Below are 12,894 nucleotides of genomic sequence, written 5' to 3'. Positions count from 1 at the left end.
GGGCTCACTTCCAGACCGGTTCATACCGGGTCTCCCGCTCCGTCGTGGGCTCCCACCCGGCCGTCTCGTTTTCCCGGACGGACATGATCAGCAGGCGTAGCGAGATGCGCACGAGATCGATGTCGGCGATGGACAGGACGATGTCCCCGCTCACGACGACGCCACCGGCCAGCAGCCGGTCCAGCAGGTCGACGAGTGCCACGCGCTGCGGGGGAAGACGCCCCTCGGCGGCCGGCGCGGCGCCTCGCGAGATCCTAGGGGGCATCGGGCGCCTCCGGCCCGGCCGTGTCGAGATCGAGGGCGGTGAAGGAGTAAGGGGCCCACGGACCGGTGAGCTCCAGATCGATTTCCCGCTCGCGGAGAGCGTCGAGGGCGGCGGTGAACTCGCCGACGCGGTCGTCGTCGACAAGGTAGGCGCCGTTGAGCACCATCGACTCGGTGCGGCCCGACAGCTCCGGGTCCTGGGGGCGTTGGCGCAGGCTCGCGACGGCGACGTCGGCCAACGTGGTGTGGACGCGCTCGGCCTGGGCGGCCGTGTGACGCCACGCGTCCTCGCGGCTGTGCAGGCTCGCCTGCCGGCGTTTCAGGTAGGCGGTGCCGGGACCGTCCCCTCCGGTGGGCTCCTCCTCGGCCGGGGGAGGCGCCGTCTCCCGCGCCGCGTACGCCTTGACACCCCACTCCCTGCGTCCGACGACACGGGAGAGCACCGCGACGAAGTCGTCGTGCCGCCGGGCCAGCAGGTCACTCACCTGTTCCTCGCTGCTGTAGACGGTCACGAGCCGGACGGGGGCCGTCGGAACCGTCTCCGCCACGGACTCCACGACGTGATGGTGGGCGCGGGCCGTGGCCCCGATCCAGTCCAGATCCTCCAGCGAGCGTCGCAGCGGCTCCTCCCCGAACTCCTCCAGGGGAACGGTGCTCACATACGCGACGAGGCCGGCGTGCTCGACCGTCCTCACCGGTGCTCCTCCCACACCCGTCAGATCCGCCGGGGGGGAACCGCCCGCCTCACGTGTGATCGCGTAGACGTATGTGCCGACCTCAGTCACCGCGCTCCCTCCCCCTGGGGGATCGCTCCCCGGAGGTCTCCTCCCGAGCCCCGGAGGCCTTTTCCCGCGCATCGAGGGGCCGGCGTCCCGCCCGGCGGCCCTCCGCGACGGCGAACCGCTCACGGAGCCTGCGGTTCTCCTCCTCCAGTTCGCCGTCCTGCGCGCTGAGCCACGGATCGCGCTCCCACCAGTCGATGCCCAGCTCCCGCGCCGTGTCCACCGAGGCGATCAGCAACCGCAGTTTGATCGTGAGCAGCTCGATGTCCAGCAGGTTCACGCGGATGTCCCCTACGATCACCACGCCTCTGTCGAGCACCCGCTCCAGGATGTCGGCCAGGTTGGCCGACCCGCCCCCCGAGGGCGCCCCCCTGCCGTAACCCTGTGGGGAGGTGTAACCGGACCGTGCTGGATTGGTCATCTCACGACGCTCCACAGTTGTCGCCACTGCCGCGCTTGTAACGCCGCGTCCTGTGGTAGGACAGCAGGTTCCCCTCCTGGTCCATCTCCACCTCGTAGAGCGCGAGGATGTCTCCCGAGGACGGGATCCGGCGGTCTTCGACGACCTCGACCCCGACCTGCCAGCCGTCCTCCGTCGGCCGTACGAAGGTGACGCCCTCGACCTCCTTCGACGTCAGGTCGCTGATGTGCCGTAGCCCGGCCTTGCCCGCGGTCACCGCCGAGAGGGCGCGTGACCGCCGGCTCGCGCGCCGAGTGTCCTCCGGCGGCTCGTCCTCCTCCTCGAAGTCGTCCTCGTCCTCGAAGTCGTCCTCCTCCTCCTCGTCGTACGTCTCGTCCTCGTCCTCTTCGTAGAGGTCGTCGGAGGACTCCGTCTCAGTGGCGCGCTTGTCGCGGGTTCCGCGTTTGACCGGCACGAGGTCATCCCCCCTCGTCCTCTTCTTCTCCGCCTCTGCTCGGCATGGCGATGCCGGGCAGGTCCTGCTGGGCCGTCATCTGTTCGAGGACCTGTTCCACCGCTTCGGCCTCCTCCTCCTCGGTGATCTCGCCGGAGAGCCGGGCCTCCTCCAACTCCTCCAACCGGCGCCGGACCGCCGCGGGGTGCCGGGTCTCGAGGTCGACTTGGTCCTGCACCAGCTCACCGAGTTTGATCAACCCTTGGATCGGAGCGAACGGCAGGCCGAAGATCATGGTGAATAGCTCCATCCGTCATTCATCCCCTCGCCGCGTCATGACGAAGTCGTACGGTGCCAGCGGACCGAGCAGGCGCAGGGTGACCCGGTCCGTCCACTGCTTGCCGAACTTCTTGACGATTCTCTTGAACTCGGCCTCCTGGCCGTTCTCGACCAGGAATGCCACGTGCACGGCGTCCTGCTCATGGGTCGGCTCACGTACGACGACGGCGACGCTCCGCGGAGCGAGGGCGTCGACCAGCATGTCCGTATCGGCCTCGCGCTTCGCCGCGACGGACTCGCCGACCACCTCTCCGAGCCGGATCCGCGCGTCCCACGTCGCCTCCTCCGGCAGGCCGTGAATCTCCTCGCGCAGCCGGGCGGCCTCGGGGTTCTCCGCGAGAACCTCGCCGATCACCGCCTGCTCGACGTAGCGTCCCTTGACGACGTACTCCACCCGCCCCTCAAGCTCGTTCAGGGCTGCCAGGAATTCGTCGTGATACGGGCGGAGCAGCTCGTCGACGACCGCCTTCGGGCCGGTCACCACCGCTCCGAAGCGGAGCGGCAGTACGGGCACCTCGACCGCCGCGCCGTCCAGCAGTTGCTGATGGGCGATCAGGTCGTCCGGCCTGCCGAGCGGCCGGTCCAGAGTGACCTCGCTGATCAGCGCGGCGATCTGGCCGTGCCGTACCAGCTTGATCCGCCCCGGTGGATCGCCTAGGCCGCGGGCGTCGGAGGAAAGCTCGACGTCTGCCGGGACGATGCCGTAGATATAGGAACCGCTGCTCTGCTTGCGCCGGGTGGCTTCCTCCGTCCCAGCGGTCCGCGTCTTTCCGGTAGAACCGGGCATTTCATTCCTCCCGCCTCCGATGCCGGCGGGGGACCGGTTCGTGATCTTCCTCGGGCTCATCGGAATCGCCGACGAGGTCGCGCAGTTTCTCCCCGGCCGCTTCCACCACGCCCTGGGTGATGCCCTTGGTCTTCGACTTGCTCACGCCCTGCGTCATGCCCTCCATGACCTCCGGCAGGCCCTTTCCGCCGGTCTGCGTGAGATCCAGCCGGTTGACGGCCTCCGCGAAACGCAGGTAGGTGTCGACGCTGGCCACGACGATGCGCACGTCGATCGTCAGGAGTTCGATCCCGACCAGTGAGACCCTGATGTAGGCGTCGATCACGATGCCCTTGTCGAGGATCGTGTCGATGACGTCGGCCAGGCTCGATGAAGACCTACGACTGGCTGCCCCGCCTTCCGAAGATTGCACGATGGTCATTTGCTGCCTCCTCGGCTCGGTGCCCGCTTCCCGGTCTCCGGGTCATGCGCCTCGGGTGCCGGCCCGGCGGCGGGCGGGGCGCGGAGGTGGCCTGTCGCCGCCCGTCTCCGTGTCGCGGCGCCGACGTACCGGGCGTCTCGCCCGGGGCTCCTCCTCGGGCTCCTCTTCTTCCTCTTCCTCGGGCTCCTCCTCGTCCTGCTCTCCCTCTTCCAGCTCCTCCTCCTGCTCCTCGATCCCCTCCTCCCTCGGCTCTTCCTCGTCCTGCGGCTCCTGCTCCTGCTCTTGCTGCTCCTGCTCCTCCTTGAGGGCGGTCTCGTGGTCCTTGACGACCTGGCTGTCGCGTATCTCGCCACGCCAGCCCTCGACATCGTGGGGGTGCAGCAGCGTCTGCGTCATGACGTGCCGCTGGAAGTGCTTGAACTCCAGGCGTACCCGCCGGCCCTGCGCCCGCCAGATGTTGCCGGTCCTCTCGAAGAGTCCCTGCGGGTGGTACTCCAGCACGAGCAGGATCCGGGTCATGTCGGGGGTGACCTCGTGGAAGGTCACGGCACCGTCGACGTAGCCCTTGGCCCCCTTGGAGCGCCAGATGATGTGCCGGTCGGGCACCTGCTCGATGATCGTCGCCTCCCAGGTCCGGTGCGACAAGAAGATCTGGGCCTTCCACCTCGTCTTCTCGTCGGTCTCCTGGTCGAGGCCCTCGACCTTCTTCATGAAGCTGGGGAAGTCCTCGAACTGGGTCCACTGGTTGTAGACGAGCCTGCGTGGGGCACCCACGTCGAGCGCCTCGACGATGTTGGTCAGCTTGAGCTTCTTGCTCTTACCGCTCTTGCCACCCCTGGTGATCTTCTTGAGCAGGCCGCCCCCGGCCATCTTGGCCACCCCCTTGAGCCCGGCCGCCATCGGGTGCTTCGATGATCCGGTGATCGCTCCCAGGAGGTCCGTTCCACCGCTGCCGACATAGTCGGTCAGCCGCTCGGTCAGACCGCCGATCTTGTCGGTCGCCGATGACAGGATCCGCTCCCCGAGTGCCTCGGCGAGGTTCCGCAGTTCCTGGGTGAGCTGGTCGATGGGGAGTGCGGGGCCGGCTTCCTCCGCCGGCTGAGCCCGGGATTCCTCGGCCATCGGGCTCACCCCCGCGTCCGGCGGACCGGACGGCTGCCTGCGGCCGCCTTCTCACGCTGCACGCCGCCCCGGCGTCGTGCGCTCTTGGCCGGTGGCTCCTCTTCTTCTTCCTCCTCCTCCTCTTCCTCTTCCTCCTCTTCTTCCTCGTCCTCTTCGGGCACGGCGCGGGTCCTGCTCACCGGACGGCTCCGGCCGCGTGTGGCGCGCCGCCCGCGTGCGGGTATCGGCTCCTCCTCCTCTTCCTCCTCTTCCTCTTCTTCGAGCTCCTCTTCTTCCTCGTCCTCCGGCTCCTCGCGGCCGGCGCGGGCCTTGCCGCCCTTGCCGCCCCGGGCCTGGCGTCCGCGGATGGGCTCTTCTTCCTCTTCTTCCTCATCTCCGCCGCCACCCGGAGTCCGCAACGACTCCACGCGGCTGTGGAGCTTGGAGGTCAGCGTGTCGATCTGCTTGCCCGCCGCCGCCCGCGCCGCGGCCTTGCCGGCCTCGAGCAGCTCGCCGCGGACGCTGTCAACGATCTTTTCCAGCTCCGGAGAGGAGCCCAGCAGCTTCAGGCCCTGTTGCAGCAGGTCGCTCCCGCCCGCGCCCAGCTTGCCGGTCGCGCCGGCCGCCGCCAGCCCGAGCGCCATCCGCAACTTGCGGTGCCGGCCCAGAAGGTATCCGGCACCGACAGCCAGGGCTATCTGTGCTCCGCACTTCACGGTCACCACTCCCCAATCGATCACTCCGTCTTGGGATCCGTCCGCCCACCAGAAACCGATCAATGGCCGGACGGGGGAAGACGCCGCCGAGGACTGGCGTCTGTCGCTCTGAACGTGTCGGAGGCATCTCGCTTCCGATTCGGCGGGATTCCTACCCTGGAACATGATGAAAAAACTCATAAGGGTAAAAAACGGACATAGCTAGCCCTATATATGAAAAGCGTCCATGCCGCTATGTCGTAGACGCGCGCGGCGAATATTCGGGGCGAATATCCAAGTAACCGGAAAGTGGCCTCGAAACGCTAAGAAACGACGTCCCTGCGTCGGAAGCGGCGGAAGGCGACGGCGACCAGGACGGCCGAGTAGGTGATCGACACGGCGACGCCCTTGATCATGCCGCCATAGTCGGGCTGCGGCGCCAGAGCGTCCAGCCAGGCCGTGTTCCAGAAGGTCGGAAGGAACTCCCGGAGCGGGCCGAGCGCCTCCACCGCCTGCAGGATGTTGCTCACGATCACCGGGCCGACCGCCCCGCCGACCGCGCCGAGCGGGGAGTCGGTGCTGACCGAGAGCAGGAAGGCCAGTGCGGCGACCACGAACTGGCTGATCAGGGCATAGAGGATCACAATCCCGAAACGGGGCAAAACGTCCAGCGCGGCGATGGTCTCGCCGGTACCGGGCACCCGGACGTCGTTCCAGCCGAACGCGACAGTCCCGGCCAGCAGAGCCATCAGCGGCAGGCAGATCACCGCGGCCGCCGAGTAGCCCATGGCGACGATCAGTTTCTGCCGCAGCAGCCGGTCGCGGGGGATGGGAGCGGCCAGCAGGTAGCGCAACGACGACCAGCTCGCCTCGCTGGCCACGGTGTCGCCGCAGAACAGCGCCACCGCGACGACCAGCAGGAAGCCGACCGACACCGACAGCGCGAACGCGGCGAAGTTCAGGCCCCCCTCGGTCGCCAGGTCGGAGATGCGCAGCGTGGAGCCCGGCTGGCCGGACCCGGCGCCGAACGTGAACGCGATCACCAGGACCCACGGCAGCGCGAGCAGCAGGCCGAACATGGCCAGCGTGCGGCGCCGCTTGAACTGGCGGACGGCCTCCACCGCCAGCGGCAGCGTGCGTCCGGACAGGTAGCCGGCCGCCGAACCGCCGTCCGGAGAGCCGGCGAGAGCCGTACCGGAGCCGTGGACGTCACTCATGCTTTCTCTCCGATCAGGTCCAGGAACACGTCCTCCAGGCGGGTGCCCGAGCCGTTGGCGGAGGTACGGCCGCGCAGCAGTTCGCTCACCGGGCCGGCGGTGATGAGGCGGCCCCGGTGCATGACCACCACGTGGCTACAGGTCTGCTCCACCTCGGCGAGCAGGTGGCTGGAGACGATGACGGTACGGCCCCGCGCGGCATAGGAGATCAGGACCCTGCGCATCTCGCGGATCTGGGGCGGGTCGAGGCCGTTGGCGGGCTCGTCGAGGACCAGCAGGTCGGGCAGGCCGAGCATGGCCTGCGCGATGGCCAGACGCTGGCGCATGCCCTGGGAGTAAGTCCGCACGGTGCGCTCCAGCGCTCCGCCGAGCCCGGCGATCTCCAGGGCCTCGGCGAAGTGGGCGTCCTGCGCGGGACGGCCCGTCGCCTTCCAGTAGAGCTCCAGGTTGGCCCGGCCGGTCAGGTGCGGCAGGAAACCGGGGCCCTCGACGAAGGAGCCCAGCCGGGACAGGACCGGGGCGCCGGGGACGACCCGGCGGCCGAAGATCCGGATCTCGCCCGCGTCGGGGTGGATCAGGCCCATCATCATGCGCATGGTGGTGGTCTTGCCCGCCCCGTTGGGGCCGAGCAGGCCGAGCACCTGGCCCTGCTCGACGGTGAAGGAGAGGTCGTTCACCGCCAGCTCGCCGTTGCGGTAGGCCTTGGTCAGGCCGTCGATCCGCAGGGGTACGGCGTCCGGGGCGGGGGCGTGGCCGTACTCGCCGCGCCGGCGTCCGGTGAGCAGCAGGACTCCCGCGATGACGAGGGAGGCCAGCGGCAGTGCCCAGGTCCACCAGGCGGGCCCGCCGGCGGGGGTCCGCAGGGCGGCGTCGGTCGGCACGCTCACGGCCTGCGAGACCAGGCCGACCGTGTAGACGGCCGGAGCGGAGGGGGTGTTGTACCCCAGATCGGTGGTGGTGAAGGCGACGCGCAGCCGGTGCCCGACGTCGAAGCGGTGATCGATGGCCGGCAGGCTGACCACGGCCTCGCCGGTGCCGCCTTCGGGAAGGGCGATCCTGACGGGAGCGGCGAGCGACTCGGGCAGGAGCGGCGCCTGGGTGTCCCCGGCCACGTCGTAGAGCTTGGCGAACAGCGTCACCTCGCCCGGGCCGGTGCCCCCGTCGGCGGAGGTCTCCTCCGAGTGCACCCGTACCTTCACGGTGGAGCTGCCGGTGACCTGCAGCGGGGCGGCCAGCAGCGCGGAGTCGAAGGTGGCGCTCTGGCCCGGCATGTCGATGGACACGCTCAGGTTCCCCGCGCCACCCGCGAGAGCGCCGAAGCCGGGGACCGCGGAGATCGAGGCGGGGGACCCGCCCGGCGGGTTGGCCACCTGCTGGTCCGTGCCGGTGAGCGGCACCGTGGTCCGGGCGGTGCCGCCCAGACCGGGATAGCCGTCCGCGGTGGCGTGCAGCTGGACCGGGCGGCGGGTCCCCGGGTCCCTGCCGCCGTCGCGGGTGACGGTGAACGGGCTGCCCGCGAGGTCGGTGCCGGTGTCCTTCTTCAGGTAGCGGTCGAACCAGCCGAGGGTCCGCTCGTGGATCCAGTCGACCTCGCCGTTGCCGCCGTCGTGGCCGCCGTCGAACCAGGCCACGCCGACAGGGGCGCCGGTCGCGGCGACGGCCTTGGCGTTGGCGTCCGCCTGCCCCAGGGGGAACAGCGAGTCGCGCTGTCCCTGGAGCAGCAGCGTCGGAATCCTGATCTTCCCTGGTACGGAGATCGGGCTGGCCCTGCGCAGGGTCTCGATCGCGCCCGGGGTCGCCCGGCCGGTCTGGGCCACCTGCTGATACATGTCGCATATCTCCGGGAGGAACCGGCCGCACCGGATCTCCTGCGCGGTCGGCGGCGTGGCGGGCGGCGTGGCGGGCGGAGCGGCACGTCCACCTGGTCCGCCCACCCCGCCCAGCCCCGCCTCGGGCGTCGGGCCGCCCCGGCTGAAGAACAGCCCCGCCCACATCCGCTTGAACACGCCGTTCTGCGGCCCCCGGCCGGCTGCGTCGGGGAACAGCGCGTCGGCCAGGTCATACCAGGTGATCTGGGGGACGATCGCGTCGATCCTGCCGTCGTAGGCGGCGGCCATCAGCGCGATCGCCCCGCCGTACGAGCCGCCCGCGATGCCCACCCGAGGGTCGCCGGCCGCGTCGAGCTGGACCTCGGGCCGCCTGGCCATCCAGTCGACGAGCTGGCGGACGTCCTTGACCTCGTAGTCGGGGGAGTTGAGTGCGATCTGGCCGGTGGATTGGCCGAAGCCCCGTGCCGACCAGGTCAGCACGGCGTAACCCTCCTGTGCCAGCCGTACCGCTGCGGCCCGGACGCTCTGTTTGCTGCCGCCGAAACCGTGCGCGAGCAGCACCGCCGGTGCCCTGCCACCCCCGGCGGGGGGGAAGAAACTCGTGTCGAGCGTGACCCGCTGGTCGCCGCCGGGCCCGTCAAGGACAGTGATCTTCTGGTCCTGGACGCGGACCTGTGGCGCGGACGGCCACAGCAGCCAGGTCGCGACCCCGATGACCAGCACGGCGACCACCGCGACCCAGGTGGACGACCTCCCCGCAAGATTCATGCCGAGAGCTTACTCAGGGGAGCTGAGAGGCACCTGAGACGGCCAGGCCCCGCCATCCCACACGGAAACTCCCGAAGCAGGCAATTGTCAGGATATGGAGGGGAGACCCTGCCCATGCCTCAGGGATGTTCCCGATTGCGGAGCAAGGTAAAGCCCGGGCATCATTTCGACACGTGAAGTCAGTCGAGAGCCTCAGACGAAGAGCCACTCCAGTCATTGAGTGGGCCCTGCCCTACTGGACCCGGGGGAAGGCCGGCCGTGAGACTCCGGAGGATCTGTTCCGGCTGCTGTACCTCGGGTGGCTGGTGGCCTTCTCCTTCAAGGTGCTCGGCGCCTCCTGGGACGTCTCCTGGCACTTCAAGTGGCTCCGTGACGACCTGGCGCCGCCGCATCTGCTCAACAGCGTCGGCACGGCCATCGCCCTGACGCTCACGATCATCCATCTCTACACCGGCTACGGCGTGGACAGGACCGCGCAGCGCCTCGTCGGCTGGGGCACCGGGATCTTCCTGACCGCGGTGCCGCTTGACCTGATCAACCACCGGATCAACGGGCTCGACATCACCTCGTGGAGCCCGTCGCACATGATGCTCTATTTCGGCACGTTCCTCATGGTCTGCGGGGTGATCAGGGGCTGGTTCATGGGCGCGCCCACGGGGCGGACGCGCACGATGGTCCTCGGCGGGCTCTTCGTGTTCCTGTTCGAGAACGTCTGGTTCCCGGCACAGCACCAGGAGTACGGCGTGTTCGGCATCGCGGCCTGGGACGGGGGGCATCCGGAGGCCGAGCCCACCCTGCTGCAGTTCGCCGCCGACCAGATGGGCCGCGCGGTGGACCGGATGATGGTCGTCAAATTCTCCCTGCCGGTGCCCGACCAGGTCTATCCGCTCTACGCGGCGGCCGCCGCCGTGATCGTCCTGGTCTTCGCCCGCGCGATGATCGGCCGGATGTTCGCGGCCACCGCCGTGATCGGCGTCTACATCGCCTACCGCACCCTGATCTGGCCGCTCCTGGCGCTGGCCGACTTCCCGCGCTCGTCGGTGCCGATCTTCCTGATCGCCGGGGCGCTCGCCGTCGACCTGGCGTTCCTGATCCGGATCCCGGTGCTGCGGGCGCTGGCCGGCTCGCTCGCGGCCACCGTCCTCGTCGACCAGGCGCTCCGCCTGCAGAGCGTGGCCTACCACACCCCGCCGCTGGTGCCGCCCATGACCATGGTGATCGGCGGCCTCATGCTCGCCGTCCTGTGGGTGGGCGGCGAGTGGGCCATGAGCCGCTACCGCCTGCGGGCTCAGGACATGGAGGCCGTGGTCAGCGCCACCGCGACGCCGTAGGCGAGACCCATCACGGTGATCTCCGCGGCCGCCCATGCCGCGACCGCCGTCCCCTGCCGCCGCGCGATGCGCGGCAGCAGGCGGAAGCGGATGTGGGCGGCGAACGGGATCAGCAGCGCCACACACGCGGTCTTGGCCACCACGAGCAGCCCGTAGTCGCTGGTGAACACCGCGCCCGGCAACTCCACCCCCTGCGTGAGGGCCATCGAGGCCAGGCCGTTCACCAGGCCGGAGAGGCCGACCAGGACCAGCGCCAGGGTGGCGAGCCTGGAGAATTTCGGCAGGACCCGCGCCAGTAGCTCACGGTCTCCGGCGACCAGCGTGACGATCGTGAGCAGCCCGCCCGTCCAGGCGGCCGCGCCCATCACGTGCAGCTCCATCGAGATCATGATGGGGTCGTGCCAGACCGAGTCGACCGCGTGGCCGGTGACCGGGATCGGCAGCAGGCCGAAGAAGGCGATCACGATCCGCAGCTCGGCGGGGACCTTCTCGCCGAACCGTACGGCCAGCAGCCCGATCCCGGCGTAGGTGAGCGCGCAGGCGGCGCTGAAGAGCATCCCCTGGCCCGCGCCGACGCTGTCGACGTACTCGGCGATCATCCCCGGGGTCGGGACGAGCCCGGGGTTGAGCTGGGCGGTCTGGAAGACGATGACGACCAGGGCGAGCACCGCCCACGCCCAGGCGAACGTCACCGCCGCCGGCCGGGCCCGGCGCATGACCGGCTCGGTCCGCTCCGGGTCGTCGAAGCCGAGCATCCTGGGCAGCAGGCTCAGCCCGACCACGGCCACCGCGGCCAGGTCCAGCAGCACCCGCAGCACCGGCAGGCCGTACTCCACCAGCGGGCCGGGCAGCGCGATCCCCGGCACCGCCTCCTGCGCGGTGAACACCGTCGCGGCCAGCACGGCGAGCACGGCTCCCGAGACGAGCCCGCCGGCCAGCAGCTTCCTGACCGTGCCCACCCCGGGGGCACGTTCGACGGTCACGGTCATCCCTGCGTCCCCCGCTCCTTCGTACGGCGCAGCGCCACGATGGTGGCCCCGCCCAGCACGACCAGGGCGCAGGCGATCCACAGCACGGCCATCCCGGCTCCGCCGTTCTGCGCGGCCTCGGCGGCCTGGGCGCTCAGGTCGGGCGCCTGCGGCGCGGCGGCCGAGGAGACCGGGGCCGGCTGGGACGCGGTGCCCGTGCCCGCGGTGGTGAGGGTGAAGGTCACCTTGTCGGCCACCGGGTGACCGTCGGAGGACAGGACGCGGTAGCCGACGGCGTACTGCCCGGCCGGGCCCAGGGGCCTGACTCCGACGCTGACCTTCTGGCCGCTGACGGTCGTCGTGCCGTCCTCCCAGCGGGTCCCGTCGGGGCCGGTCACGCTGATCTGCGCGAAGCCCTGCCGTACCGGCTGGTCGAAGGTGAGTGTGATCTTCTCGGGACCGGTGGCGAGCTGAGCGCCGTCTCCGGGATCGCTGCCGATCAGCACGTTGTGGGCCTGTGCGGGGGTGACCACGCCGAGTAGCGCGGCACACGCGAACAGCAGGACCGTGAGTAGCCGCCTCACCGGTGATGGCCTTCCGTCTGGTTCGTCATGACCAGGTCATGTTCCCACCGCTGCCCGCCGCCGGGAAACCGGGCCGGTGCCCGTGCGGGGTTCAGCGGGGGTCGCCGGCGCCGGGGGTCTCCAGGGCGGTCCTGAGCGCGCCGAGGAACTCGGCCGACTCGCGGCCGTTGACGTAGCGGTGGTCGTAGGCGAGGCCCAGGTTGACCACCTTCCGTACGGCGAAGCCGCCGTCACGGGTCTCCACGACCTCCGGATGCGGGGCGGTGAGCGACAGCGCGCAGATCTGGCCGGGGAAGACGACGGGGACGGCCATGATCACCGCGGCGTCGGCGTGCAGGGTGACCACGATGGCGCCGCCCTCCAGGTCGGCTCCCGGAAGGTCCCGTTCAGCGCGGTCTGCCGGAACCGGGCGACGTCGCCGTCGATCTCGTAGCGGAACAGGTCGTCCACGACCCCGCCCTCGTACATCCGCCGGGTGTAGAGGACCTTGTCCTCGAAGAACAGGCAGGGCCGCCCGAGCGCGACGAAGTCGGCGAACATGATCTCGACGATCGCCCTGTCCCCGGCCAGGGCGAGGCCGGCTCCGACCCCGGTGATCGCACCCTCGCTCAGCGGGGTGGACCGCACGCGGGCGCCGAACCTGGTGGACAGGCCCCTGGTGACCTTGAAGGCTCCGCCGTACGGGTCGCAGATGTCCTCGCCGAGCACGTGCAGCTGCGAGTCGGCCTCCATCAGGTCGCGCCGCTCCCGGTCGAGGCGGGCGAAGGGCTCGGGGAACATCCGCGCTGGACGCCTACGCCCACCAGGAACTCCCCTTCGACCGGCTCGTCAACGTGCTGTCCGACGCCGGAGCCAGGGCGGTCGTCACCACCGCCGCACTCCGTGACCGCCTGCCGGACGACCTGCCCGCCGTCTCGGCGACGGAGGGCGGCCCCGGCCCCGTGGTGAGGACCG

16 protein-coding genes are annotated in these 12,894 nt (G+C 70.2%); 1 reads left to right on the top strand and 15 read right to left on the bottom strand.

Translation table 11 applies throughout. The annotated features are described in order from the left end of the window. Nucleotides 1-4 precede the first annotated feature (4 nt). The 11 genes from FHR32_RS02130 to FHR32_RS02080 form a co-directional block, all read right to left on the bottom strand. Complete coding sequence (locus tag FHR32_RS02130; protein ID WP_184752485.1) at nt 5-265, bottom strand: gas vesicle protein; 261 nt, start codon at nt 263-265, stop codon at nt 5-7. Further along, the gene (locus tag FHR32_RS02125; RefSeq protein ID WP_312881877.1) at nt 255-1,049 is read right to left on the bottom strand and encodes a GvpL/GvpF family gas vesicle protein; all 795 of its coding nucleotides are present in this window, start codon (nt 1,047-1,049) and stop codon (nt 255-257) included. Before FHR32_RS02125 ends, FHR32_RS02130 begins: the two co-directional genes overlap by 11 nt. Continuing rightward, nucleotides 1,042-1,467, bottom strand: coding sequence for a gas vesicle protein (locus tag FHR32_RS02120; protein WP_184752481.1), 426 nt, complete (start codon nt 1,465-1,467; stop codon nt 1,042-1,044). Before FHR32_RS02120 ends, FHR32_RS02125 begins: the two co-directional genes overlap by 8 nt. A gap of 1 nt (nt 1,468) precedes the next feature. Next, nucleotides 1,469-1,921 carry a gas vesicle protein GvpO gene (locus FHR32_RS46530; RefSeq protein WP_184752479.1) on the bottom strand — a complete coding sequence of 151 codons (453 nt, stop codon included), beginning with the start codon at nt 1,919-1,921 and terminating at the stop codon, nt 1,469-1,471. 4 nt (nt 1,922-1,925) lie between these two features. Then, the gene (locus FHR32_RS02110; protein ID WP_184752477.1) at nt 1,926-2,210 is read right to left on the bottom strand and encodes a gas vesicle protein GvpG; all 285 of its coding nucleotides are present in this window, start codon (nt 2,208-2,210) and stop codon (nt 1,926-1,928) included. Between the two features lie 3 nt (nt 2,211-2,213). Beyond that, nucleotides 2,214-3,026 carry a GvpL/GvpF family gas vesicle protein gene (locus FHR32_RS02105; RefSeq protein ID WP_184752475.1) on the bottom strand — a complete coding sequence of 271 codons (813 nt, stop codon included), beginning with the start codon at nt 3,024-3,026 and terminating at the stop codon, nt 2,214-2,216. Nucleotide 3,027: 1 nt separating this feature from the next. After that, nucleotides 3,028-3,447: a gas vesicle protein GvpJ gene (gene gvpJ / locus FHR32_RS02100; RefSeq protein ID WP_184752474.1), complete on the bottom strand. Its 420-nt coding sequence runs from the start codon at nt 3,445-3,447 to the stop codon at nt 3,028-3,030. A 42-nt stretch (nt 3,448-3,489) separates the two neighbouring features. Next, complete coding sequence (locus FHR32_RS02095; RefSeq protein WP_184752472.1) at nt 3,490-4,569, bottom strand: SRPBCC family protein; 1,080 nt, start codon at nt 4,567-4,569, stop codon at nt 3,490-3,492. Nucleotides 4,570-4,574: 5 nt separating this feature from the next. Further along, nucleotides 4,575-5,270, bottom strand: a complete 696-nt coding sequence (locus FHR32_RS02090; protein WP_184752470.1) for a hypothetical protein — start codon at nt 5,268-5,270, stop codon at nt 4,575-4,577. Between the two features lie 296 nt (nt 5,271-5,566). After that, nucleotides 5,567-6,460: an ABC transporter permease gene (locus FHR32_RS02085; protein ID WP_184752468.1), complete on the bottom strand. Its 894-nt coding sequence runs from the start codon at nt 6,458-6,460 to the stop codon at nt 5,567-5,569. Further along, on the bottom strand, nt 6,457-9,057 hold the full coding sequence (locus tag FHR32_RS02080) for an alpha/beta fold hydrolase (protein WP_184752467.1): 2,601 nt from the start codon (nt 9,055-9,057) through the stop codon (nt 6,457-6,459). Before FHR32_RS02080 ends, FHR32_RS02085 begins: the two co-directional genes overlap by 4 nt. 173 nt (nt 9,058-9,230) lie before the next feature. Between FHR32_RS02080 and FHR32_RS02075 the strand changes: the two genes are divergently transcribed. Further along, a complete protein-coding gene (locus FHR32_RS02075; RefSeq protein WP_184752466.1) occupies nt 9,231-10,388 on the top strand; it encodes a hypothetical protein in 1,158 nt (385 codons plus the stop codon). Here the strand turns inward: FHR32_RS02075 and FHR32_RS02070 are convergent. From FHR32_RS02070 to FHR32_RS02055, 4 genes are all read right to left on the bottom strand, one after another. Then, nucleotides 10,346-11,377, bottom strand: a complete 1,032-nt coding sequence (locus FHR32_RS02070; protein WP_184752465.1) for a CopD family protein — start codon at nt 11,375-11,377, stop codon at nt 10,346-10,348. The genes FHR32_RS02075 and FHR32_RS02070 overlap by 43 nt on opposite strands. Beyond that, entirely contained in the window at nt 11,374-11,940 is a 567-nt protein-coding gene (locus FHR32_RS02065; RefSeq protein ID WP_184752464.1) for a copper resistance CopC family protein, read from the bottom strand. Before FHR32_RS02065 ends, FHR32_RS02070 begins: the two co-directional genes overlap by 4 nt. A gap of 91 nt (nt 11,941-12,031) precedes the next feature. Beyond that, a complete protein-coding gene (locus tag FHR32_RS43960; protein WP_312881871.1) occupies nt 12,032-12,286 on the bottom strand; it encodes a 2-oxo acid dehydrogenase subunit E2 in 255 nt (84 codons plus the stop codon). After that, entirely contained in the window at nt 12,256-12,720 is a 465-nt protein-coding gene (locus tag FHR32_RS02055) for a hypothetical protein (RefSeq protein WP_246465906.1), read from the bottom strand. The genes FHR32_RS43960 and FHR32_RS02055 overlap by 31 nt, the downstream gene beginning before the upstream one ends. Nucleotides 12,721-12,894 lie beyond the last annotated feature (174 nt).

It is taken from the genome of Streptosporangium album (genome assembly GCF_014203795.1).
Taxonomy (GTDB): Bacteria; Actinomycetota; Actinomycetes; order Streptosporangiales; family Streptosporangiaceae; genus Streptosporangium; species Streptosporangium album.
This window is presented reverse-complemented; position numbering and strand designations above follow the sequence as displayed.